Origin of the sequence: Specibacter sp. AOP5-B1-6 (assembly GCF_052376555.1) — a bacterium.
Classification (GTDB): domain Bacteria; phylum Actinomycetota; class Actinomycetes; order Actinomycetales; family Micrococcaceae; genus Specibacter.
Map to the genome: position 1 here is coordinate 52,579 of NZ_JBQSVT010000004.1, position 22,904 is coordinate 75,482.

Genomic DNA, 22,904 nt, shown 5'->3' on the forward strand with positions numbered 1-22,904 from the left:
TGTTTGTGAACGATTACGGGACAGTGAGCTTCGATGATTGGGCCGGAACTCACGTGAGCGAGGCCACATCCACTACTTTGCATCACATTTCATGTCCTGTCAAAGTATTGTGCTGACATATTAACAATCTTAGGCAAGCCTGCCTTCCTGAACGGGACCGAGCTCCCGCAGGCATTACTTGCGGGGAACTGCGAGTTCACCCGTAACATACTGGGCCCGCCCGAACCCAAACGACCAGTCGTTCGCACTATTTTCTACATATCCAATGAATACGTCCTCCCCAGCCACACCAACGTCCGCGAGCTTCGCGGCAATGGCAGCGAAAAGGGACTGCTTGGCCTTCTGGTCGCGCCCACCCTGCGTGAAGATCTGGATCATCACAATATCGGGGGTGCGCTCAAAGCCAAGCCCTGCGTCCTGGGCGACAATTTGACCATGAGGATGCTCGGTGAGTATGTGAAAGCAGTCCCTCTCGGGGATCCCATATTCAACTACGACGGCGCCATGGATGGCTTGGCTGATTTGCTCCAGGTCCCCGCGGCTGCGCCCTGCGTTTATGTCAATCCGAATAAGTGGCACGTGATCTCCTTAGTTTGTCCTGACATACTAACAAGCTCCGAATGCTTCCCGCAAGGTCTTTCCGGATGAAAGCACTAAGCATATGGACTGGGGTGCACCGAAGTGCCAGCTGGCGGGCACATGATGGTCCAACACCCCTCCCGGCGCCGGAAGATGGCTCGACAAGAAGAATCTGCGCGTTTCTTGGCCCAGCCAGAAAGAGGGCAGGTGAGAAGTCCGCAGCGATGCGGGCAATGAATTCACCACCACTCAGGCCAGGGCCGAGCCCGCCGAAACTTCCACGAGTCATGCGGGCGGTCAGCGCGCCGGAGGCGCAGTGTTCACGGCCAGATCCCGCTCAGCCGAGGGCACCTCATAGTCGAGCGGGAACGGTTCGTGGGTGGCGTCGAGCAGGGCCCAACCTCTCGGATGCGGCCACCAAGGTAGGAGGCCTGCCGTACATCAAACCCTTTGTTCTACCATTACCGCGCACCCGGCCCGTCTGGCGGCAGCCGCATTGGACAGACGCTCAAGAGCCCCGTCAACCACCCTCGCCGCCGAGGCTCCTCGCGGCTCACGTCGGCCGGGCGAGGCGTATGCCGCCGCACTCACCGTCGGCATCGAGCCTGAATCACAAAGGATCCGGATGTCATGCTGCCAGAACTCCCAAATTTAAACGAAGGCACTTCTAAAACGGTGAATCACGGCTAAGCCCGTCACGCTGTAAGCAAAAGACCGGACGCCGCCAGCCAACGAAGAGCCACCCGCTGAACGGCAGACACCCTGTGGCGGCACCGACTCCTGGCCACGGCACAGGCACTCGCGGCAGCCACACCCGGACCAGCAGATTCCGCTACGGAGGACGTACTCGTCCACTCCACCTCCGGGGACACTTCCGTTGACGTGACCAGCACCCCGGACAATCCCACGCCCAAGGATTCTCTGTCCCTGCTTCCGCTGGACCCGCCCGTGGAAGAATTTGCGGGCAAGGGGAATCTGGCCCGGTTCGAAGACGGCAATCTCACCGGACAAATCGTCCAATGGCGGAGCCATCCGGCCCGCGAACACCCCGCAGCCCTCGTGCCGATTCCGTGAGCCAGCTGACCATGCCACTGCGGTGAGAATCACCACGCGGTTCGGGAGCAAGGCCTCCTGGGGCTGGGAAGATTGAGGGGCAGCTTTAACCAATGGAGGACCCGATGAACACCCTGATCCAAAAATTCCTTGCCCTGTTTTCCACTGCCAGCCAGGAACACCCGGAAACATCTGACGTCCGGCCTGAAACGGGCGGAATGCCTCTGGCCAGCGCCACCTACCTGCGTGAGTTTGCCCAACGGTTGGGGCTCGAAGTGGACGATCTCTCGCCCGCCGAACGAGCAGAATTGAAAAGCAGGCTGGACGGATCGATGGACTTCAGGGAAGACAACTACGGCTTCCTGTACCACGAGGTCTACCGGCTCGGACATGGTTACTCCCTGGCCGACGCCACTCGCGTCAGCGCACGGATCAACGAAATCAGTGAAGAACCAGCTGCCAGGGCGTACTTGGATTACCGCGAGAACGCCGTGGCAGCCGAAGCCTTGATGGCAGCGGGTGCGCTGCTGCAGAAAGAAGGCCAAGCGGACGCGGCCCAACGCTTGTTCGGCCTGGCTGATGCCAGACGCCACCGCAGTTCACAGCTGGCCGTCAACGCAGAGAACCCGCGGGCCTCCGCGGCTGCGCAGGAAGACGGCGCGACAGTTGCCGGCCAGGTACCCGCTGTTGTGCCCGATGCGGCCGACGATTACGTCACTGAGACCGGGATGGAGGGGCTCATGGAGGACGCGGGTGAGGACGAGGCTGAGACTGAGTCCGGGACTGAGACCAAGACCGGCAAACCGGCCAAGTAGGACTGCGGGAGGTCCCGCCGTCGTGCACCCCCGAGACCGAGGTGTTGGCGTCACGACCACAGCAGCGGGCCTGCCCTCACGGCCGGCCCAGGATGGAACAACCTTGGCACTGCGCGTCCTCGTCCCCACGGCCCGATTCGCGGAAGAAATCAGCGGACCAGGCATCGAGCCCATCGTCTGGCACATCAACGACGACCCCGCCGACGCGCCCACCGCGGACGTCCTGGTCACCGAGCGGCCACGCGAATTTGCCCGCCGCGCCCGGGTGGCCGACATTCCGGGCCTGCGCCACGTGCACCTGCTGTCAATCGGCAGCGAGTGGATCCTTGAGCATCTGCCGGACGGCGTGACGCTCAGCAATTCCCGCGGCGCCGTGGAGGATTCCACTGCCGAGCTGGGCATGGCACTGATTCTCGCGGCGCTCCGGGAGCTGCCCGCCGCGGCACGGCAACAGGGCCGGCATGAGTGGGCGCCTCTCTGGACGTCCTCCCTGCACGGGTCGGTGGTGCTCGTGCTGGGACACGGCGGTGTTGGCAAGGAACTCATCGCACGGTTGGAGCCCTTCCGTCCTGCGGTATTGATCCCCGTGGCCAGCCGGGCGCGGACCTTGGACAACGGCGGCCAGGTCCACGGTCCGGAGGAACTGCCGGGTCTGCTACCGACGGCGGATGTGGTGGTGGTGACGCTCCCCCATGACGGCTCCACGACGCACATGGTGGATGCCGCCTTCCTGGCATGCATGAAGGACGGGGCGCTGCTCGTCAACATTGGGCGCGGACCCGTGGTTGACACCGACGCGCTTGTGACCGAGCTGGGTTCCGGCCGGCTGCGGGCCGCCCTGGATGTCACCGACCCCGAACCGCTGCCCTCCGGCCACGCTTTGTGGGATGCTCCCGGCTGCCTCATCACACCCCATATGGCGGGCAACACCGCCGAATTTATCCGCCTGGCGACGGAACTGACGATCACCCAGCTGGGTCGGATGTCCCGGGGCGAGGCGCCGCTTCACCTGGTTCGGTGAGGCGGTCGATGCCGCCGGACACCCACCGCTTGCCGGCCTGAAGCACGACCGCCAGAACTCGCCTGCCGGCCACGCGCAAGGCACCTCACGCCGTCGTACTTCAAACCCGGCGCCGGGGTCATAAATGTCCGCACACCTATGACCTGCCCCACATGCCCATGGGTGCCGCCCATCGCAACGACTATGGTTGATGGCGGTACCCGCCGAGGCGTGCCTCACGGCCGAGGCCGCGGGGAACGGCAGGCGGGCACCCACGCATCGCTCCGCTTCACCGGTTCTCAGGAAGAAGTTCATGACTCTCGCGCGCCCCTTGGCCAACAAACTATTTCCGGCGGCAACGGCCCTGGCCGCCGCATTGGTTCTCGCCGGCTGCACACCCGGCACAACGACGTCGGACTCCTCCGCGGATGCCGGCGCCCCCGTGACCGGGGGAACCCTGGTCTACGCATCGGGCGACGCCGAACCCAGCTGCCTGGACCCACACGTTGGCGGCAACTACCCGCAGGCGCTCGTTGCCTCGCAATTCCTGGAAACTCTGTACACCAAGGACGCCTCCGGCACGCTGGTTCCCTGGCTGGCTGAGGGCTCCACCGTCTCCGACGACGGGCTGACCCGCACCGTGACGATCCGCCAGGGGATCACCTTCACCGACGGCACCGCCCTGGACGCCGAGGCGGTCAAGGCCAACTTTGAGCACCTGCTGGACCCGGCAACCGCCTCCTCCACCGGCTATCTGGCCCTGGGCAAGATCGCGTCCATGCAGGCCGTCGATGCCAGCACGCTGGAGCTGTCACTCAAGACCCCGGACAACTCGCTGCTCGAGTCCTTCTCCATGCCGTGGGTGGCGATCGAATCCCCCACTGCGCTCAAGCGCACGCAGGCTGAAAACTGTGCCGCACCCGTAGGCACCGGCCCGTTCAAGGTCGAGTCCTGGAAAAAGCAGGACTCGGTCAGCCTGGTCCGCAACGCCGATTATGTGAACCCCGACCCGGCGGCCGCACATGCCGGCCCCGCCTACCTGGACGGCATCACATGGCGCTTCATCCCCGAAGCCGCAACGCGCATTGCTGCTCTGCAGGCCGGTGAGGTGCAGGTCATCGACAACGCCCAGCCGGACGCCATTGCCGCAGCGGCCAAGAACGCCACCATCAAGCACCTGGATGCCCCACGCCCCGGCGCCTCAAACCGGATTGAACTGAATTCCTCCAAGGCGCCGTTCAACGATGCCAAGGTCCGTGAGGCCTTCATCCACGCCGTGAACATCAACGCGAGCATCGACTCCTTGTTCTTCGGCACGGCACCCCGCTCCTACTCGCCGCTGTCCAGCGCGGAGCCGCTGGCATACTCCGACAAATCACTGTTCAGCCACGATCCGGCCAAGGCCGGCGAACTCCTGGACAACGCAGGCTGGAAGGAACGCGACGCGGACGGTTACCGGGTCAAGGACGGCACCCGGCTCTCCCTCGCCTTCCCGGTGAGCACCAGCCAGTCGATCCCGGCCGAGCAGTCGATCTTCGAGCAGATGCAGGCGACCGCCAAGGAATCAGGCATCGAGATCAAGATCAACCTGCTGGACCTTTCCAGCTGGTACGGGCAACTGGCCACGAACGATTACAACCTGGTTTCCGCCCCGTACACGAAGGTGGGCCCCAGCGTGCTGTCCATCCTGTTCCACTCCGATTCGACGATTCCCGCCCCGTCGGGCTATTTCGCCAACCTGTCCCAGGTCAAGAACCCGGACCTTGACGCGCTGCTCGACGCCGCCGGAGCCACCAAGGACGAGGCCGAGCGCAAGGACCTCTACACCCAGGCTCAAAAGTTGGTGCTTGAAGGCCACTACCTGCTGCCGCTCTACGACCAGCAAAACCACTTCCTGTACTCGGAGAAGCTGAAAAACGTAGGCGCCACCAGCGCGGTCGCAACCCCGCTGTTCTTCGACACCTGGCTGGCCAACTAGGCCACGCCCGCAACCATGAGCAGATCCACAGCCGCCGTCCGGCCGCCCCGCAAGATAGGGGCGCCCGCACGCTGGTTGCTGGGCAAAATCGGCGGCGGCATCTTTGTGCTCTGGGCGGTTGCCACGGCCATCTTCTTTGGCATCCGGATGATTCCCGGGGACCCTGCGCAGGCGATCATGGGCGGCCCGGGCTCCCAGGCGTCGGCCGAAGCACTCGCCGCAGCCCGCGCCGAGTACGGCCTGGACCAGCCCTTGGTCATCCAGTACTTTGGCCAGCTGCGCCGTCTGGCCACGGGCGACCTGGGCACCTCCTATTCGCTGAAAACCCCCGTGTCCGACGTGCTCGGCGAGCTGCTTCCGCCAACTCTGATCCTGGCCGGGCTTGCATTGCTGGTGGCCTGGGCCATGGCACTGGGTCTGGGGATCCTGTCCACCCGCAGCGGCGTGCTGGGTTCGGCGGTGGCGTCCGGGCTGGAAATCGTCTCGGCTGCCGTGCCGCACTTTTGGCTTGCCAGCGTGCTGATCATGGTCTTTTCCAGCATGCTGGGCTGGCTCCCGCCGGTGAGCACCAATTCGCCAGCCGGCCTGGTGCTGCCGGTCATCACGCTGGCATTGCCGCTGGCAGGATTTTTGGGCCAGGTCATGCGCGACACCATGGACCAGGCCCAGCGGTCCCCGTTCGCACTTTCGGCCCGCGCCCGCGGCGAATCGGAGGTCGGCGTGCTGTTGCGCCACTCGCTGCGGCACGCCGCTCTGCCCGGCATCGCACTGTCGGGCTGGGCGCTGGGCTCGCTGCTGTCCGGTGCGGTCGTGGTGGAATCCATCTTTGCCCGCCCGGGCCTGGGCCGCGCACTGCTCTCCGCCGTAACGATCCGCGACATCCCCCTCGTCACCGGCGTCGCCCTTGTTTCGGCCGCCGCCTATGTGGTGATCATGGCGCTCTCCGACCTTGCCGAACGCCTCGTCGACCCGCGGATCGGCACCCCATGACCGCCGCCAAAACCGGGCTGCCGGCGGGAGATCCTGTGTTGGCCCCCAAAACATTCCAGGCACGACGGCGGGACGCCGCCTTGGCGGGGCGGCTCGCCGCACGCGTGCCCCTGATTGCGTCCGCGGCCGTCCTGCTCTTTTTTGTCCTTGCCGCGATCGCACCGAATCTGCTGGCGCCGGTTGACCCGCTGGCCATCAACCCCACCGCAGCATTCTCCCCACCGGGCCCCGGCCATCTGCTGGGCACCGACGAATCGGGTCGCGACATTTATTCGCGCATCATCCACGGCGCCCGGCCCTCACTGCTCATCGGGGCTGCGGCCACCGCGATCGGCCTGGGCCTGGCCTTGCTGCTGGGCACGATTGCCGGCTTTGGCGGGCGGTGGCTGGACTTTGGCGTGGGGCGCATCCTGGAGGTGCTCTTTGCCCTGCCCGGGCTGTTGCTGGCCCTGGTGTTCATCGCCCTGGCCGGGCCCGGTGTGACAACGACGGTCATCGCGGTGGGCCTGACCACGGCCCCCGGCTATGCCAGGGTCATCCGGGCGCAGATCATCGCGCTGCTCACCTCGTCCATGGTCGAGGCCGCCACGGTGCTCGGGCGCAGCCGCCTCCACATCCTCCGGATCCACATCCTGCCCAACGCACTTGGCCCCATCGCAGTGCTGGCAACACTGGGGCTGGGGCAGGCCATACTCTGGGCGGCTTCGTTGAGCTTCCTCGGACTCGGCTCCCCTCCACCCGCCCCGGAATGGGGCACCATGCTCGCCACGGGACGCACCTACCTCCAGCTTGCCTGGTGGATGACCTTCTTCCCTGGTCTGGCAATCGTGCTGGTGGCAGCGGCCGCCACTGTGCTCTCCCGTTCCTTTAAATCCGGAGGCAAGCGGTGAGCCCAACCAAACCCATCCTTACGGTGGAGGCGCTGAACGTTTCCTTTGGCGGTGCCAGCGTTGTCCGCGACGTTTCGTTCACCGTGAACCCCGGGGAATGCCTGGCCCTGGTGGGCGAATCGGGGTCGGGCAAGTCTGTGACCGCCAGGTCCCTAATCGGCTTGGCAGGGGCCGGCTCCCTGGTCCACGCCGCCGCCCTGGACGTTGCCAACCACGACGGCCTCAGGCTGTCACAGCGCGGCTGGCGCGCCGTCCGGGGCAAGGATGTTGGGTTCATATTGCAGGATGCCCTGGCGTCCTTGGATCCGCTGCGCACCGTCGGCAAGGAAATCGACGACGCGCTGCGCCTGCACTCGGCTGGGTCCGGTGCGGACCGGGCTGCCCGCGTCATTGAACTGCTGACCTCCGTGGGACTGGATGAGCCGGAGCGGCGCGCGTCCCAGCGTCCGGGTGAGCTCTCCGGCGGCATGCGCCAGCGTGCCTTGATCGCCTCGGCGATCGCCCTGGCACCGGCACTGATCATTGCCGACGAGCCCACCACGGCACTGGACGCAACCATCGCATCCCAGGTCATGGACCTGCTCGGCGGTTTGCGGCGCTCGGGTTCGGGAATGCTCCTGATCAGCCACGACCTTGCCGCCGTGGCCAGCGTCGCCGACACGATTGCCGTCATGCAACGCGGGCGCATCGTGGAACGCGGCCCGCGCGAGCAGGTCCTGGGCGATCCGCAACACCCCTACACCCGCGCCCTACTCGCGGCCGTTCCCGCAGGCAAGCCGCGTTTCACGCGGCTCTCCCCCGCGGCCGACGCACCCATGTCCGACACCGCGGCTGCATCGAGCATCGCTGGGCGGCCAGCGGCCGTGGGTGGTGGGCCGGGCGCCGTCGTGCTTCCCCTGCTCAGTGCGCGGGGTCTCTCCAAGACCTTCCCCGTGGCCAAGTCGGCGGGCTTCAAGGCCGTGCGCAATGTCAGCTTCGAGCTGCTGCCCGGCCGTACCTTGGGTGTGGTGGGTGAATCCGGTTCGGGGAAAACCACCACTGCCCGCATGGCCCTGGGCCTGCTGGCCCCCGACGCGGGAGCCGTGGAGCTGTTCGGTGAACCATGGAGCCAGGTCCCGGAATCCGATCGCCGAACCAGGCGCCCCGGCCTGGGCGCCATCTACCAGGACCCGCTGTCGTCCTTCGATCCGAGGCTGTCCACCGGTTCGCTGCTGGCCGACGCACTGAGCCGTGGCGCGACACGCAAGCCACGTGCTTACGCGGGTCAAATCAATGAATTGCTCAAGATGGTGGGCTTGGAACCCGGAGTGGCGGAACGCCATCCCGCCACGCTTTCAGGTGGGCAGCGCCAACGCCTGGCGATCGCCCGGGCGCTGGCACCGAAACCGAGGGTGCTGATCTGCGACGAGCCGGTCTCCGCTCTGGACGTCTCCATTCAGGCACAGGTCCTTGACCTGCTCGATGAGCTGCAGAGACGGTTTGGACTCGGCTATCTATTCATCTCCCACGACCTCGCAGTCATCAGGCACATGAGTGATGAGGTGCTGGTCATGCGTGCCGGGGAAGTTGTTGAGGCCGGGGCCACCGAGTTGGTGTTTGGCGATCCGCAGCACGACTACACGCGGCAATTGCTGTCGGCCGCGCCTGCACCCCTTCGCCGCCTTGACCCTGTTCCCGGCTGTGTGCATGTTTTGCGGCTCGGAGTCAGCGGGTCCATGAATCCGTGGCGTTCTCAAAGGTCTGGAGGGAACGGCTGGCCAGCCTCGGGATGATCTGGGCAGTACCGAGACGCCCAATGTGCCGATGAGCCAATACTCAACTACGAAGACATTGAACGCCAGATCGTGCAGCGAGACGCAGAAATGACCAACTCGCACTCGAAGGACACCCAGGTGATGGGCATCCACAACGCCCGCCGCTACGTGGGAGACAAGCTGTTCCGTGTGGCTAAGCGTACTTTTTCGGTTTGGCTTTGGTACTCGGCCAAGGCCCGTGCCGGTGGCAGTCCCTGATTGTTGGCATGGGCCCGACGCCGGCTGTAACAGGACTGGATATACGCCATGATTGCGGTCCTTGCCATCATGCGACTGGTGAAGTCGTGATGGTGGTGCATCTGGGGCTTCAAGTGCGGGAAGAACGACTCCGCGACGGCGTTGATTCCCAACACACCCCGACCTCGCCCATGGACTGGGTAGCTTTGTTCCCCCACACACCGGCGCTGGAAGTCGCCGGAGGTGTACTGCGAACCCCGATCAGGATTAAGCCGAATTCGGCCTAATCCTGATCGAGTCTTCCGATTCTCTCCAGGCGACAGTCCCGTCGATCCAATAACTCCATTCTGACTTCGTCGAGGCACGCAAGAAGACGGCTGTAGCCATGCACCGAATTGCATGTCGTCTTGCTCAACAACCTTTACAGTGCGTAGAATTGCTTTTACACGTACTTATGATCGGGCCCAGGGGGTGGGGTAGTGACTGCTAGAGGTTCTCGCATGATTCGCGGTTGGATCGGCGCTATTGTCTCCACCACCGTCGCCGCAGCCTCCCACGTTCTTGCCGGTGGACACTCCCCTGTAGCCCTGATTCTCGTACTTTCCCTCGTTCTTTCGGGGCTGGTCTGTACCATTCTCGCTGGCCGACTGCTGTCACTGTGGCGACTCATGGTTGGTGTGCTGCTAAGCCAGGCATTGTTCCATGGCTTGTTCAACCTCGGGGTGCCGGCGTCGACCTCACCTGTAGCGAGCGGCCACAATGGTCATTCGGTCCATCAAATGGCGGAAGCACTTCAGGGTGTTCAAGCCGCTGCACCGGTGATGGATCACTCATCGCCGTTGATGTGGCTGAGCCATATTCTTGCCGCTGTTTTCACAGTTGCGGTCCTGCGACATGGCGAAACTGTTTTCGTTGGGTTGCTGGATGCACTGCGACTGAGGGTCAAGCCCCTTCTGAAGCTGGTGCGTGTTCCTGCTGCCGAGGCCGCGCCTGCCCCGATTCCGGGGGCTTGGCCAGTTCGAGTGTTGTCCAGCATGGGCATTCCCTGCAGCGTGATGCGTTACCGCGGCCCGCCGCCCCTGTCAGCTCTGTTCTAGGCGCACTGCGTCTTCCATCCTGACAAACCCCGGCAGACGTATAGAGTCCCGGGGAGGAAAGCAGCCATGGCAAGATTTACCTTGCATTTATTTCCATGGCGAAATACCGGTTCATTCGTGCGATCGCTCATGACCGCTGCGTTGCTGTGCCTTGGCATCTGCCTTGTTGCTGCGCCCGTAGCGTCAGCCCACGACCAACTGATTTCGTCTAGTCCCGGTGCGGACGAGCAATTGAGCTCTCCCCCATCAGCCATCAAACTCACGTTTAGCGCTGAGCTGCTAACGCTGGGCCATGAGATACGCATCGTTGATGCCGACTCGAAAAATTGGGCACAAGGATCAGCAGCGCTGACCCGGGAATCGTTGAGCCAGCCAGTGGCTGCAGGTATTCCCGACGGCGCATACCAGGTCCGCTGGAGGGTCGTGTCCAGCGATGGGCACCCGATCAATGGCACCTACTCAATCCTCGTAGGTGAGTCCGCGCAGTCTGGCTCGATTCCAAACGTCACCACGCCAGCGTCACCGGCCAGCTCTGCGACTTCTTCAGAATCGAAGGCACTTACCCGATCAACTTTCCCCGCATGGGGCGTTCCTGCCCTTTTCGGCGCAAGTACCGGACTTGTTCTGTACCTGGCTTACGTTCTGATTTCTTCGGTTCGTCGACGCATCCGCTCTGGTCAAGGCTGACCAACCAATCCATATTCTTTGTCCCGCCCTGCCCTCTAGTCTCAGGGCGGGACCCTTTTAGGAGCTTTATCATGATCAAGAAAAACACTTACTCCGGGCTGTCCATTCTTGCCGTAGCGGCATTGTTGGTGACTGGCTGCGGCCAAGATGGCACTACAACAGCAGCGTCGGAAACTGTTGCCGCCAGCGAATCAACTTCTGCGCTCACGGTCACTGACCCGTGGGTCAAGGCTGCGAAAGATGGTATGTCTGCCGCGTTCGGCACAATCACGAACAGCAGCGACCAGGACATCACGATTGTTAGCGCATCGACGCCGGCCTCGCCGATGGTGGAACTGCACGAAACGGTCATGGGGAACAACGGAACCATGCAAATGCAGGAAAAACAGGGCGGTTTTGTTATCCCGGCCAAGAGCAAACTTGTTCTGGAGCCTGGCGCGACCCACATCATGCTGATGGGCTTGCCGAAGCCTGTCGAAGCCGGAGACGACATCGCTTTCGATCTGAAACTAGAGGACGGTAGTACGGTCACGTTCACTGCTCAGGGTAAAGACTTTGTTGGCGCCAATGAGAACTACTCAGGAGGCGAAGAACACACCGGCGACTCCACCATGGATCACGGCTCCATGGGCCACGGATCTATGGATCATGGTGCAGCGACCGAGACTGCTTCTCCGGCTCCGGCCAAGTAATGGCTGTACCCTCTGACACTCCTGGCCCTGATGCAGCTAAGGCCCAGGAACCGAGGTTCACGCTTCGGCGTCGTCACCTATTGTTCGGCGGCGCTGCCGCAAGCGTGGGGGCAGCAGCCGCAGTTGGCGCCCAGATAGCATCATCAACCAAAGAAGCAGCCACCGCTGCGCCTTCAGCAGATACGGGTGACAATGGTTCCGGCGTCGTTCCGTTTCACGGTGCCAGGCAAGCGGGCGTTACCACGGCGGCGCAGGCTCACGGAAACTTCATCGGTCTGGATTTGGATGCTGAGATCAGCAAAGACAGACTGAAAGCCCTTTTGAGGCTGCTGAGCGACGATGCAGCGAACCTGACCCAAGGAAAAGCAGCATTGGCTGACACCGAGGGTGAGCTGGCGTTGCGTCCGGCGAACCTGACGGTCACGTTCGGATTCGGTCCCAGGGTGGTAAACATGGTTGCCCCAGCGAAAGCGCCCGGTTGGTTGAAGGAGTTGCCTGCATTTTCTATCGACAGGCTCATCCCTGAACTTGGCGATGGAGACTTGCTGCTGCAGATCTGCGCCGATGATCCGCTGACAGTCGCCCATGCCCAGAGAATGCTGCTCAAGGACAGCCGAAGTTTTGCAAAGGTGCGCTGGGTTCAGTCGGGTTTTAGGCGGGCCTACGGAACGGAACAATCGGGAATGACCATGCGTAATCTATTTGGTCAGCTGGATGGAACCACCAACCCAGTGATGGGCTCCCAAGACATGGAACGGATCGTCTGGGGCCATGGCGGCGTCACTCCATGGACGGAGAACGGGACTTCCGTGGTGATCCGAAGAATCAGCATGAACCTGGATAAGTGGGACAAGCTTGATCGTTCAGGACGCGAGGAATCGGTGGGCAGGACCTTGAAATCTGGGGCTCCGCTAACTGGTCTCCACGAACATGACGAGCCGGATTTCGCGGCCCTCAACCCGGTGGGGTTTCCTGTAATCGCAGATTTTGCGCACATGCGGCGAGCCCGCCCCGATGACACGGCTCAACGGCTTCACCGCAGGGCCTACAACTACGATGTGGCGCCGGGCCCCGGAAGCGTTTCCGACTCAGGCTTGATCTTTGTTTCATATCAAGCCGATGTTGACCAACAGTTCGTCCCCATTCAAAAGAGACTCGACGAGTTGGATCTCCTTAACGAATGGACGACCCCCATCGGGTCGGCCGTATTCGCCGTTCCCCCTGGCTGTCCAGCCGGTGGGTTCATCGGCCAGGACCTCTTTAGCTGAGCGCACTCGTCCCAAGGTAAGTTCCTCGCTCACGACCGGCCCACAACCGATCGTCAGCGAGGAACTTACAACCACAACATTCATGCCTCACATCTGACTCCTGCGACGGGGGTCCCTTTCGCCAGTGAGAAAGCGGTGACGAATACCATCTCGCCGCTAACCCAAATTCTCGCGGACCCCACATTCTGGCCGCTAACCCCTTAAACACGAAAACCCCCTGAATCATCAGGGGGTTTGTCGTTGAAATGTGCCCGAGGTGGGACTTGAACCCACACATCTTTCGATACTGCATTTTGAGTGCAGCGCGTCTGCCATTCCGCCACTCGGGCCTTAATAACGTGTCTATTTCAACACCGTTACAAAGATCACGCTCCCGTTCATGAATCACTTCCGAACGAGTGCGCGAAACTACTCTACATGCAGATAGGCTGTTTTGTAGAACCAGCGCCCTCCAGGTGCTAAAAATTCGGATTTTGTGTCCGATGTCTCAGTTAACAGCTTCCAAGGAGTTTTTTGTGTCTGAACCAACGGATTCAACCCCCACATCCCCCGCACGCCGTGTCATTGTTGCCGAGGATGAAACCCTGATCCGTTTGGACATCATGGAAATCCTGCGAGGCGAGGGCTACGACGTCGTCGGCGAGGCCGACAACGGTGAAAAGGCCGTGGAGCTCGCCAAGGAGCTCAAGCCCGACCTGGTCCTGATGGACGTCAAGATGCCCGTCATGGACGGCATCACGGCCGCCGAGATCATCGTCAAGGCCCGCATTGCCCCGGTGGTTCTGCTGACAGCTTTCAGCCAGAAGGAGCTCGTTGAGCGCGCCCGCGACGCCGGAGCCATGGCCTACGTCGTCAAGCCCTTCACTCCCGCAGACCTCGTCCCGGCCATTGAGATCGCACTCTCGCGCCACGAGGAAATCCGCGCACTGGAAGATGAAGTCTCCGACCTCCAGGAACAGTTCGCCACCCGCAAGCTTGTGGAGCGCGCCAAGAGCCTCCTGACCACCAAGATGGGCCTCACCGAGCCCGAGGCCTTCCGCTGGATCCAGAAGACGTCCATGGACCGCCGGCTGAGCATGCGCGAGGTTGCTGAAACGATCATCAACCAGGTCAACTAGACTCCACTCACTCCCCCTGCCGGCACAGTCGCAGCACGATCTTCGGGAGCTTCGACCCAGCTTGAGTCGGGACGCAGCAGAAATGCTGCCGCTCCCGCAAATTGCCGCAAGTGCACCGGCGGCAATTTGCGTGAGCGGCGGCATTTTCCAGTTCACCCAAAGGTACGACGGCGGCACCCACCAAACGCGAGCAGGGCGTTCGTTGGGTGCCGCCGTCGCCCTTTGCCCAAAAAAACTGGCCCGCACTCGTGGCTGCGATATCAACCGAAAATGGATGATATGGCGACCACGACTGCGGGCCAGATTGGCATCGACAGGATCGAGTGCCAGCAACGACTGTTAGTCGGTGGGCCAGGGGCCGATTTTTTCCTTCGTGCTTCCTCCGCCGATGCCGGCCTTGCCCAGATCCGCGAGGTCGCCGACCTTGTGGACCTTGACCAGGTTCGTGGAACCGGCCTGTCCGGGAGGGGAACCGGCGGCGATGACAACCAGGTCGCCCTCGTTGACGAGCTCCTTCTCCAACAGCGTCGCGTCAACCTGCTCGGTCATGGCATCGGTGTGGGCAACCATGGGAACCAGCACGGGCTCGATGCCCCAGGCCAGGGCCAGCTGGTTGCGCACGCGCTCATCCGGGGTGAAGGCAAAGACCTGCTTGCGCGGACGCAGGCGGGACAGGCGGTAGGCCGAATCGCCGGACTGGGTGAACGTGGCAATGTACTTGGCGTCCAGCTGGTTGGCGATCTGCACAGCAGCTGCCGTGATGACGCCGCCGCGGGTCTTCGGATCGGAGGTGAGCTTCGGGATCAGCTTCATGCCGGCTTCGGTCTCGGCCGCCTCGATGATCGCCGCCATGGTCTTGACGGTTTCGATCGGGAAGGCACCAACGCTGGTCTCGCCGGAGAGCATGACTGCATCCGCGCCGTCGAGCACTGCATTGGCACAGTCCGAGGCCTCGGCGCGGGTGGGGCGCGGGCTTTCGATCATGGATTCGAGCACCTGCGTGGCAACGATGACGGGCTTGGCCCAGCGGCGGGCCAACTCCACGCAGCGCTTCTGCACCAGCGGGACATCCTGCAGGGGCAGTTCAACGCCGAGGTCGCCACGGGCAACCATGATGGCGTCGAAGGCGTCAACAATGGCTTCGAGGTTGTCCACAGCCTGCGGCTTTTCGATCTTGGCGATGACCGGCACACGGCGGCCTTCTTCGTCCATGATCTCGTGGACGCGCTGGATGTCCGCTGCGTCGCGCACGAAGGACAAGGCAACCAGGTCCACGCCGCACTCAAGGGCCCAGCGAAGGTCGTCTTCGTCTTTGGTGCTCAAGGCAGGAACATTCACTGCAACACCGGGCAGGTTGATGCCCTTGTTGTTGGAAACCTTGCCCGGAACGGTGACTTCGGTGACGACCTTGACGGCGTCAACGGCGGTTGCCCGAACAGATACCTTGCCGTCGTCGATCAGCATGATGTCGCCGACCTTGACGTCCTCGGTGAGTGACTTCAACGTGGTGGAGCAGATGTCCTTGGTGCCGGGAACGTCTTCGGTGGTGATTGTGAAGACGTCGCCCACGGCCAGGTCGTAGCCCTCGCCGTTGGCAAAGCGGCCCAAACGGATCTTGGGTCCCTGCAGGTCCGCCATGATGGCGACGGGCTTGCCGAGCGCTTCGGCTGCCTTGCGCACGTTGTCGTACGTATTTTGGTGCACGGTGTAGTCACCGTGGCTCATGTTCATGCGGGCTACGTTTACGCCCGCCTCCAGTACCGCAAGTGTGTTTTCATAGCTGGCGATTGCCGGCCCGAAAGTCGCAACAATTTTTGCGCGTCTCAATGTACCTACCTTGTATGTGGTTTTCAGCAGAAATCTTTGGTGCCCTCAGACAGCCTATCGCCTCGGGGCTAGACACCGATAGCTGAATCAGTGGGTGAGACGGGAGCAGGCAGAAATGTCTCGCCCATCAGGTACTTGTCGACTGCGGCGGCGCACGCCCGGCCTTCCGCAATCGCCCAAACAATCAACGATTGGCCGCGCCCTGCATCCCCCGCTGCAAAGACTCCGTCACGGCCCGTCATGTAATGGCCATCACGGTTAACATTTGAGCGTGCATTCAACGTCACGGGCAGCTGGTGAACCAGTTCGGCCGACTCCGGCCCCGTGAATCCCAAGGCCAAAAACACCAGGTCCGCCGGAATGATCCGTTCGGTGCCTTCCTTGGGGACCCTGCGGCCGTCGACATATTCGGTGTGGGCAATCTTCAGTCCCGTCAAGACACCGTCCTGTCCCAGGAATTCAACTGTCGAGGCCAGGTAGCTCCGCTCGCCGCCCTCTTCATGGGCACTTGCCACCTCAAAGAGGTTGGGGAAGGTGGGCCACGGCTGGGCTGCGGTGCGTTCCACCGGCGGCTGGGCCCCGATGGCGAGCGTTGTCACGGAGGCAGCCTGCTGGCGGTGGGCCGTGCCAAGGCAGTCGGCCCCGGTGTCGCCGCCGCCCAGAATGACCACATGCTTGCCGCGGGCGTCAATGTGCCCGCTGGCGCCACTGACCAGGGAGTCCCCCGCGACCGTCTTGTTGGCCTGCACCAGGTAGTTCATGGCGAAATGCACGCCGTTGAGGCCGCGGCCCGGAATGGGCAGATCCCGCGGCACGGTTGCCCCGGTACACACCACGACGGCGTCGTAGCGGCGGCGCAGTTGTTCCCACCCGATGTCCTTGCCCACCTCGACCCCGGTGCGGAAGCGGGTGCCTTCCGCCTCCATCTGGGCGACGCGGCGGTCCACGCTGTTCTTTTCCAGCTTGAAGTCGGGGATGCCGTAGCGCAGCAGCCCGCCGATCCGGTCGTCGCGCTCATACACCGCCACTGTGTGTCCGGTCCGGGTCAGCTGCTGGGCTGCTGCCAGCCCTGCCGGTCCTGAACCTACGACGGCGACCGTCTTGCCTGTGAGCCTGGCCGGCGGCAGCGGGTGGACCCAGTCCTGGTTGAAGGCCTCGTCAATGATGGAGACCTCAACCTGTTTGATGGTCACGGCCGGCTGGTTGATGCCGAGCACGCAGGACGTTTCGCAGGGTGCCGGGCACAGCCGCCCGGTGAACTCAGGGAAGTTGTTGGTTGCGTGCAGCCGTTCGGCGGCCTCTTCACCCTTGTCCCGCCAGGTGAGGTCGTTCCATTCGGGGATGAGGTTCCCCAGCGGGCAGCCCTGGTGGCAGAACGGCACGCCGCAGTCCATGCAACGTCCCGCCTGGGACTTCAGCACACCCTTTTCCTGCGCCTCATAGACCTCCTTCCAGTCCATGAGGCGGACCGGAACGGGGCGCCGGGTCTGGGTGATGCGTTCGCGATTGTTCAAGAAACCGTGCGGATCAGCCACCGGTGACCTCCAAAATTTTCTGCCAGACGGTTGCGCCATCCGGGTCTTCGCCCGACTCGGCGGCTGCCAGGCGGGTTTCCAAAACTGCTGCATAATCGCGGGGAAGGATCTTGGTCATGCGGGCCAGCGCGGCCGGCAGCTCGGCCAGCAGGGCCGCCGCCGTCTCAGAGCCCGTCTCTTCGGCGTGCCGGAGCAAAAGTGACTGGACAATGTCCGCGTCAACGCCGTCGAGCTTCAACAGGGAAAGCTCCCCCGACTCCAGCGCGCCCTTGTTCACGAGGCTTGGTTCCAGGTCAAGGACGTAGGCGGTGCCGCCTGACATGCCAGCGCCGAAGTTGCGCCCGGTGGGCCCCAGAATCAAGGCCCGTCCGCCGGTCATGTACTCGCAGCCATGATCACCGATGCCTTCGACGACGGCCGTGGCGCCCGAGTTGCGGACGAGGAAGCGCTCCCCCACCAGGCCGCGCAGGAACATTTCCCCGCTCGTGGCGCCATAGCCGATGACGTTGCCGGCGATCACATTCTCGGCCGCCGCGAAGGTGTTCTTCCTGTCGGGACGCACGGTGATCCGGCCGCCGGAGAGGCCCTTGCCGACGTAGTCGTTGGCGTCGCCGAGCAGCCGCAGGGTGATGCCGGCGGGCAGGAAGGCGCCGAGCGACTGGCCGGCCTGGCCCGTCAAGGTCACGTCGATCGTGTCGGGTCCCAGCACGTCCGTGCCGAACGTCTTGGTCACGTGGTAGCCGAGCATGGTGCCCACGGACCTGTCGGTGTTGACGACGGGGACACTGATTTTGACCGGCTCCCGGTTGTTGAGCGCCTCGGCTCCCATCGTGATCAGCTGCTGGTCAAAGTGCTTCTCAAGCTCGTGGTTTTGCTTGCTCAGCTGGCGCACGGGGGCGCTGGCAGGCACGCCCGCATCGGAGAGGATGGGGCTGAGGTCAAGCCCCTCCGTCTTCCAATGGTTCATGGCTGCCTTAAGGTCCAGCACGCCCGACTGCCCGACGGCCTCCTCGAGGCTGCGGAAACCAAGTTCGGCAAGGATTTCCCGGACCTCCTCGGCCAGGAACTCAAAGAAGTTCACCACGAATTCCGGTTTTCCGGTGAATCGCTGGCGCAGTTCGGGATTCTGGGTGGCAACACCCACGGGGCAGGTGTCAAGGTGGCACACGCGCATCATGACGCAGCCGGAAACCACCAGCGGGGCCGTCGCGAAACCGTATTCCTCAGCCCCGAGAAGGGCCGCAATGACGACGTCGCGGCCCGTTTTCAGCTGGCCGTCGACCTGCACCACAACCCGCTCGCGCAGCCCGTTCAGGCGCAGCGTCTGCTGGGTTTCGGCCAGCCCCAGCTCCCACGGCATGCCTGCATGCTTGAGCGAGTTCAGCGGGCTGGCGCCGGTGCCGCCGTCGTGCCCTGACACCAGCACGACGTCGGCCTTGGCCTTGGTCACGCCGGCCGCCACCGTGCCAATCCCCATTTCGGAGACCAGCTTGACGTGGACGCGGGCGGCTGGGTTGGCCCGCTTGCAGTCGTAAATCAGCTGGGCAAGGTCCTCGATGGAGTAGATGTCGTGGTGCGGCGGCGGCGAGATGAGCCCCACGCCAGGCGTCGAATGCCGAGTCTCGGCGATCCACGGGTACACCTTTTTGGCCATGAGCTGGCCGCCCTCGCCGGGCTTGGCACCCTGGGCCATCTTGATCTGGATGTCCTGCGCATTGGTCAGGTACAGGCTGGTCACACCGAAGCGGCCCGAAGCGACTTGTTTGATGGCGCTGCGGCGTTCCGGGTCAAGGAGACGCTCAACGTCTTCGCCACCCTCGCCGGTGTTGGATTTGGCGCCGAGCCGGTTCATGGCGATGGCCAGGGTTTGGTGGGCCTCCTGCGAAATGGACCCGTAGCTCATGGCGCCGGTGGAGAAACGCTTCACAATGCTTGCCACCGGTTCAACTTCCTCCAGCGACACCGGCTCCCGGTGCTTGAACGTGAGCAGGCCCCGGAACGTGTTGAGCTTGTTGGCCTGGTCGTCGATGCCGTTCGTGTACTTTTTGAAGATGTCGTAGCGGCGTTCACGGGTGGCATGCTGCAGGCGGAAGACGGTGTCGGGGTTGAACAGGTGCGGTTCCCCGTCGCGGCGCCACTGGTATTCGCCGCCGCCAAGGAGCGGGCGGTGGGGGACGTCAACGCCGTCCACGGGGTAGGCCAGGATGTGCCGTGCCGCAACTTCCTTGGCAATGACGTCCAGGCCGACGCCGCCCAGCTGGGACACGGTTCCGGTGAAGTATTCGTTGATGAGATCCTGGCCCAGGCCCAGTGCCTCGAAGGTTTGGGCGCCGCAGTAGGAGGACACGGTGGAGATGCCCATCTTGGACATGATCTTCAGGACGCCCTTGCCCAGGCCCTTGATCAAGTGGCTGACGCCTTCTTGCGGTGTCACCCCGGTGACGTCGCCGTTGCGAATCAGTTCCTCCACGGATTCCATGGCCAGGTAGGGGTTGACGGCTGCCGCACCGTAGCCCACCAGCACGGCCACGTGGTGGACCTCGCGGACGTCACCGGCCTCCACGACCAGGGAAACCTTGGTGCGGTTGGCGCTGCGCAGCAGGTGGTGGTGCACCGCGCTGAGGACCAGCAGCGACGGGATGGGTGCCCACGCGGCTGTTGAGTCCCTGTCGGAAAGCACGACGTATTGCACGCCGCGATTGATGGCGCCGGACACCTGCTCACAGATCTCGGTGAGCCGGGCGCGCAGGGCGGGCTCTCCGCCGTCGACCTTGTACAGGCCGCGCACCTTCATGGAAATCCGCTCGCCGCCGGAGCCATCGTCCTTCATGGGCGTTTCCATGTTGGCGATCTTCGCCAGTTCGTCGTTGTCGATGACCGGGAAGGTCAACGCCAGTTGCGGGGCCGTGACCTTGCTGCGGGACAGCAGGTTCCCCTGCGGTCCAATGGCGGTGTTCAGGGAGGTGACAAGTTCCTCGCGGATGGCATCCAGCGGCGGGTTTGTCACCTGGGCGAACTGTTGGACAAAGTAGTCGAAGAGCAGCCGCGGACGCGTGGACAGCACGGCGACGGGAGTGTCGGTGCCCATCGCGCCGAGGGGCTCGGCACCTGTGCGCGCCATGGGGCCCAGCAGGATCTTCAGCTCCTCGGTGGTGTAGCCGAACGTGCGCTGGCGGTGCAGCACCGACGCCGTGGTGTGGACAATGTGCTCTCGTTCGGGAAGGTCCGTGAGTGCGATCGTGTTTTCCCGGGCCCATGCCGCGTAGGGGTGCGCGGCGGCGGCCCGGGCCTTGATGTCGGCGTCGCTGATGAGCTCGCCTTTGTCGGTGTCGACGAGGAACATGGTGCCGGGCGCGACCCGGCCCTTCTTCACAATGGTGGCGGGGTCAAGATCCAGCACACCCACTTCCGACGCGAGGACCACCAGGCCGTCGTCGGTAATCCAGAAGCGGGCAGGGCGCAGGCCGTTGCGGTCAAGGGTGGCGCCAACCAGCGTCCCGTCGGTGAAGGACACGGCGGCGGGGCCGTCCCAGGGCTCCATCAAAAGCGAGTGGTACTCATAAAACGCCTTGCGGGCGGGATCCATGGTGGTGTGGTTTTCCCAGGCCTCGGGGATCATCATCATGACCGCCTCGGTGATGGGGCGTCCTGCAAGCCACAGCAACTCTGCCACTTCGTCGAAGGAGGCGGAGTCCGATGCTCCCGGGGTGCAGATGGGGAACAGCTCCTCGGGGGTGTCCCCCAGCAGCTTGTGCGCCAGGGTCGACTGACGGGCGCGCATCCAGTTCCGGTTCCCCTTGACGGTGTTGATTTCACCGTTGTGGGCAATGGTCCGAAACGGTTGGGCCAGCGGCCAGGACGGGAAGGTGTTGGTGGAGAAGCGTGAGTGCACGACCGCCAGCTTGGTGGCGAAACGCGGATCCGAAAGGTCCGGGTAGAACGGTTCGAGCTGGGCGGTTGTCACCATGCCCTTGTAGACAATGGTCTTTGATGAGAACGACGGGAAGTAGACACCGAATTTTTGCTGCGCCCGCTTGCGGACTCGGAAGGCCTTCCGGTCGAGCTCATTGGCGGTTGTCGCATCCAACGGTTCCCTGGGTTCAGCGGCCAGGGCCACAAAAAGTTGGCTGAAGAACGGCATGCAGGCCCGTGCACTGGCACCGACCAGATCGGCAGCCACGGGGACTTCCCGCCAGCCCAGGACCTCCAGTCCTTCACTTTCGGCCAGTGCTTCGAGTCCGGCCATCGCTGCGGATTTGTCCAGCGTTCCGGTGGGCAGGAAGGCAGTGCCGACGGCGTAGTTTCCGGGGGCCGGCAGGTCAAAGCCCGCGACCTCCTGAAAAAAGGCTGCGGGGATTTGAGTCAGGATGCCTGCGCCGTCGCCGGTGCCTTCGTCGGCTCCCACGGCGCCGCGGTGTTCAAGGTTGCGAAGGGCCACCAGTGCCTTTTGCACAATGTCGTGGTCCGGGGTGCCGCGCAGGGTGGCGACAATGGCCAGCCCGCAGGCATCCTTTTCACTTTCCGGCCGGTACAGGCCCGCTTGGGCGGGCATGGCGGCGAAGCGGGTGAACGGTGAGACGGCCTGCGGCCGGTGGGAGCCCCGTGCTGTTTTCGTTGTCACGACGTGTGAGTCCTTCCCCATAAATGAGCGCTGGTGGGGGACGACGCTGGCCCGTGCGTTGGGAAAGCGGATCTTCCTCAACGGTGCTGCTGGTTTCAGTGCTTGTTTCCGTACTTGCCGGGGCCGCCCGGGGGGTTTCCGGAACTGTTCACCGGGCGTGCATGCAGCAGAACGGATGGTTCATAGTGCACTTGCACAAAGGAGGCTGGATATTTGGGTCACAACCTCTCGTGCGGCGTGTTTCACTATATAACTGCCAGCGTCAACGGAATATACGAATCTTAGATATTGGATGAGTATGCACGATCAGTCATAATAATGAGCATGCGCGTCGGTTTGAAGCCCATTTCCGCACGTCTCATCCGCGGCAGCTGCACTTCGCTGGGACCAGGCGCTGTCCACCCACGGGCTGCTAACAAATCGTCACAGCCGACGGACCAGACGCGGCAGCGACGCAAAGCACGCCAGCCTGTCCGCACTGACGTTGTGTGAAATGCCGGAGCATTCCGGCAGTCACAGCGGATCCGCCGAGGTTGAGATGGAAATACACGTCGAGATTGGTTCAAGCTCGCGAGAAAGGCGTATCTTGATGCATTCTCGCGCCTCCGGGTCGTTCTCGGCGTAACGGAAGCCGCACATGACGGCTCGGGGCGATTCTCGGCGACACACCGGCACGAGATCCCCGATCCCCTGAGACAGGAAACGGCGACGCTGTTCAGTATCTGGCTGTTCAACCAGACGGTGTCACTGTGCATCCGATGGT

Annotated in this window: 17 protein-coding genes, 1 tRNA gene and 1 pseudogene; 13 read left to right on the forward strand and 6 right to left on the reverse strand. The window is 63.3% G+C overall.

The window, feature by feature from the left end:
* Positions 1-174: 174 nt before the first annotated feature.
* Positions 175-579, reverse strand: a complete 405-nt coding sequence (locus ACT3TS_RS03000) for a tautomerase family protein (protein WP_444530004.1) — start codon at positions 577-579, stop codon at positions 175-177.
* 882 nt (positions 580-1,461) lie between these two features.
* On the opposite strand from ACT3TS_RS03000, the gene ACT3TS_RS03005 reads away from it, so the two are divergent.
* The 8 genes from ACT3TS_RS03005 (at position 1,462) to ACT3TS_RS03040 (ending at position 9,317) form a co-directional block, all read left to right on the forward strand.
* Positions 1,462-1,653 (forward strand): hypothetical protein, encoded by a 192-nt coding sequence (locus ACT3TS_RS03005; protein ID WP_444530005.1) that lies wholly within the window; start codon positions 1,462-1,464, stop codon positions 1,651-1,653.
* A 104-nt stretch (positions 1,654-1,757) separates the two neighbouring features.
* Positions 1,758-2,447, forward strand: coding sequence for a hypothetical protein (locus ACT3TS_RS03010; RefSeq protein WP_444530006.1), 690 nt, complete (start codon positions 1,758-1,760; stop codon positions 2,445-2,447).
* Positions 2,448-2,550: 103 nt separating this feature from the next.
* Positions 2,551-3,468 carry a 2-hydroxyacid dehydrogenase gene (locus ACT3TS_RS03015; RefSeq protein ID WP_444530007.1) on the forward strand — a complete coding sequence of 306 codons (918 nt, stop codon included), beginning with the start codon at positions 2,551-2,553 and terminating at the stop codon, positions 3,466-3,468.
* 292 nt (positions 3,469-3,760) lie between these two features.
* Positions 3,761-5,425 carry an ABC transporter substrate-binding protein gene (locus ACT3TS_RS03020; protein WP_444530008.1) on the forward strand — a complete coding sequence of 555 codons (1,665 nt, stop codon included), beginning with the start codon at positions 3,761-3,763 and terminating at the stop codon, positions 5,423-5,425.
* Between the two features lie 15 nt (positions 5,426-5,440).
* The gene (locus ACT3TS_RS03025; protein ID WP_444530009.1) at positions 5,441-6,415 is read left to right on the forward strand and encodes an ABC transporter permease; all 975 of its coding nucleotides are present in this window, start codon (positions 5,441-5,443) and stop codon (positions 6,413-6,415) included.
* Entirely contained in the window at positions 6,412-7,305 is an 894-nt protein-coding gene (locus ACT3TS_RS03030) for an ABC transporter permease (protein WP_444530010.1), read from the forward strand. The genes ACT3TS_RS03025 and ACT3TS_RS03030 overlap by 4 nt, the downstream gene beginning before the upstream one ends.
* Positions 7,302-9,077: a dipeptide ABC transporter ATP-binding protein gene (locus ACT3TS_RS03035; protein ID WP_444530011.1), complete on the forward strand. Its 1,776-nt coding sequence runs from the start codon at positions 7,302-7,304 to the stop codon at positions 9,075-9,077. The genes ACT3TS_RS03030 and ACT3TS_RS03035 overlap by 4 nt, the downstream gene beginning before the upstream one ends.
* A 90-nt stretch (positions 9,078-9,167) precedes the next feature.
* Positions 9,168-9,317, forward strand: a complete 150-nt coding sequence (locus tag ACT3TS_RS03040; protein WP_444530093.1) for a hypothetical protein — start codon at positions 9,168-9,170, stop codon at positions 9,315-9,317.
* Positions 9,318-9,361: 44 nt separating this feature from the next.
* Here ACT3TS_RS03040 and ACT3TS_RS03045 read toward each other — a convergent pair.
* Positions 9,362-9,697, reverse strand: a pseudogene (locus tag ACT3TS_RS03045) (hypothetical protein); the annotation flags it as partial.
* Positions 9,698-9,796: 99 nt separating this feature from the next.
* On the opposite strand from ACT3TS_RS03045, the gene ACT3TS_RS03050 reads away from it, so the two are divergent.
* From ACT3TS_RS03050 to ACT3TS_RS03065, 4 genes are all read left to right on the forward strand, one after another.
* A complete protein-coding gene (locus ACT3TS_RS03050) occupies positions 9,797-10,393 on the forward strand; it encodes a hypothetical protein (protein WP_444530012.1) in 597 nt (198 codons plus the stop codon).
* A gap of 66 nt (positions 10,394-10,459) precedes the next feature.
* Positions 10,460-11,080, forward strand: a complete 621-nt coding sequence (locus ACT3TS_RS03055; protein WP_444530013.1) for a copper resistance CopC family protein — start codon at positions 10,460-10,462, stop codon at positions 11,078-11,080.
* A 71-nt stretch (positions 11,081-11,151) separates the two neighbouring features.
* A complete protein-coding gene (locus ACT3TS_RS03060) occupies positions 11,152-11,772 on the forward strand; it encodes a copper chaperone PCu(A)C (RefSeq protein ID WP_444530014.1) in 621 nt (206 codons plus the stop codon).
* 104 nt (positions 11,773-11,876) lie between these two features.
* Positions 11,877-13,040 (forward strand): Dyp-type peroxidase, encoded by a 1,164-nt coding sequence (locus tag ACT3TS_RS03065; protein ID WP_444530015.1) that lies wholly within the window; start codon positions 11,877-11,879, stop codon positions 13,038-13,040.
* Positions 13,041-13,288: 248 nt separating this feature from the next.
* On the opposite strand, the gene ACT3TS_RS03070 is transcribed toward ACT3TS_RS03065, so the two are convergent.
* A tRNA-Leu gene (locus ACT3TS_RS03070) sits at positions 13,289-13,369 on the reverse strand.
* Positions 13,370-13,555: 186 nt separating this feature from the next.
* Between ACT3TS_RS03070 and ACT3TS_RS03075 the strand changes: the two genes are divergently transcribed.
* Complete coding sequence (locus ACT3TS_RS03075) at positions 13,556-14,158, forward strand: ANTAR domain-containing response regulator (RefSeq protein WP_444530016.1); 603 nt, start codon at positions 13,556-13,558, stop codon at positions 14,156-14,158.
* Between the two features lie 339 nt (positions 14,159-14,497).
* Here ACT3TS_RS03075 and pyk read toward each other — a convergent pair whose 3' ends face one another.
* From pyk to gltB, 3 genes are all read right to left on the reverse strand, one after another.
* Entirely contained in the window at positions 14,498-15,985 is a 1,488-nt protein-coding gene (pyk, locus tag ACT3TS_RS03080) for a pyruvate kinase (RefSeq protein WP_444530017.1), read from the reverse strand.
* A gap of 68 nt (positions 15,986-16,053) precedes the next feature.
* Positions 16,054-17,520, reverse strand: a complete 1,467-nt coding sequence (locus ACT3TS_RS03085; protein ID WP_444530018.1) for a glutamate synthase subunit beta — start codon at positions 17,518-17,520, stop codon at positions 16,054-16,056.
* A complete protein-coding gene (gene gltB, locus ACT3TS_RS03090; RefSeq protein ID WP_444530019.1) occupies positions 17,513-22,162 on the reverse strand; it encodes a glutamate synthase large subunit in 4,650 nt (1,549 codons plus the stop codon). The genes ACT3TS_RS03085 and gltB overlap by 8 nt, the downstream gene beginning before the upstream one ends.
* Positions 22,163-22,904: the final 742 nt, after the last annotated feature.

Bases quoted from the DNA above. Each gene is read 5' to 3' on its own strand.
- ACT3TS_RS03020 (WP_444530008.1), top strand. From the start codon at position 3,761: ATGACTCTCGCGCGCCCCTTGGCCAACAAACTATTTCCGGCGGCAACG.
- ACT3TS_RS03055 (WP_444530013.1), top strand. From the start codon at position 10,460: ATGGCAAGATTTACCTTGCATTTATTTCCATGGCGAAATACCGGTTCA.
- ACT3TS_RS03060 (WP_444530014.1), top strand. From the start codon at position 11,152: ATGATCAAGAAAAACACTTACTCCGGGCTGTCCATTCTTGCCGTAGCG.
- ACT3TS_RS03050 (WP_444530012.1), top strand. From the start codon at position 9,797: ATGATTCGCGGTTGGATCGGCGCTATTGTCTCCACCACCGTCGCCGCA.
- ACT3TS_RS03025 (WP_444530009.1), top strand. From the start codon at position 5,441: ATGAGCAGATCCACAGCCGCCGTCCGGCCGCCCCGCAAGATAGGGGCG.
- ACT3TS_RS03010 (WP_444530006.1), top strand. From the start codon at position 1,758: ATGAACACCCTGATCCAAAAATTCCTTGCCCTGTTTTCCACTGCCAGC.
- ACT3TS_RS03040 (WP_444530093.1), top strand. From the start codon at position 9,168: ATGACCAACTCGCACTCGAAGGACACCCAGGTGATGGGCATCCACAAC.
- gltB (WP_444530019.1), bottom strand. From the start codon at position 22,162: ATGGGGAAGGACTCACACGTCGTGACAACGAAAACAGCACGGGGCTCC.
- ACT3TS_RS03030 (WP_444530010.1), top strand. From the start codon at position 6,412: ATGACCGCCGCCAAAACCGGGCTGCCGGCGGGAGATCCTGTGTTGGCC.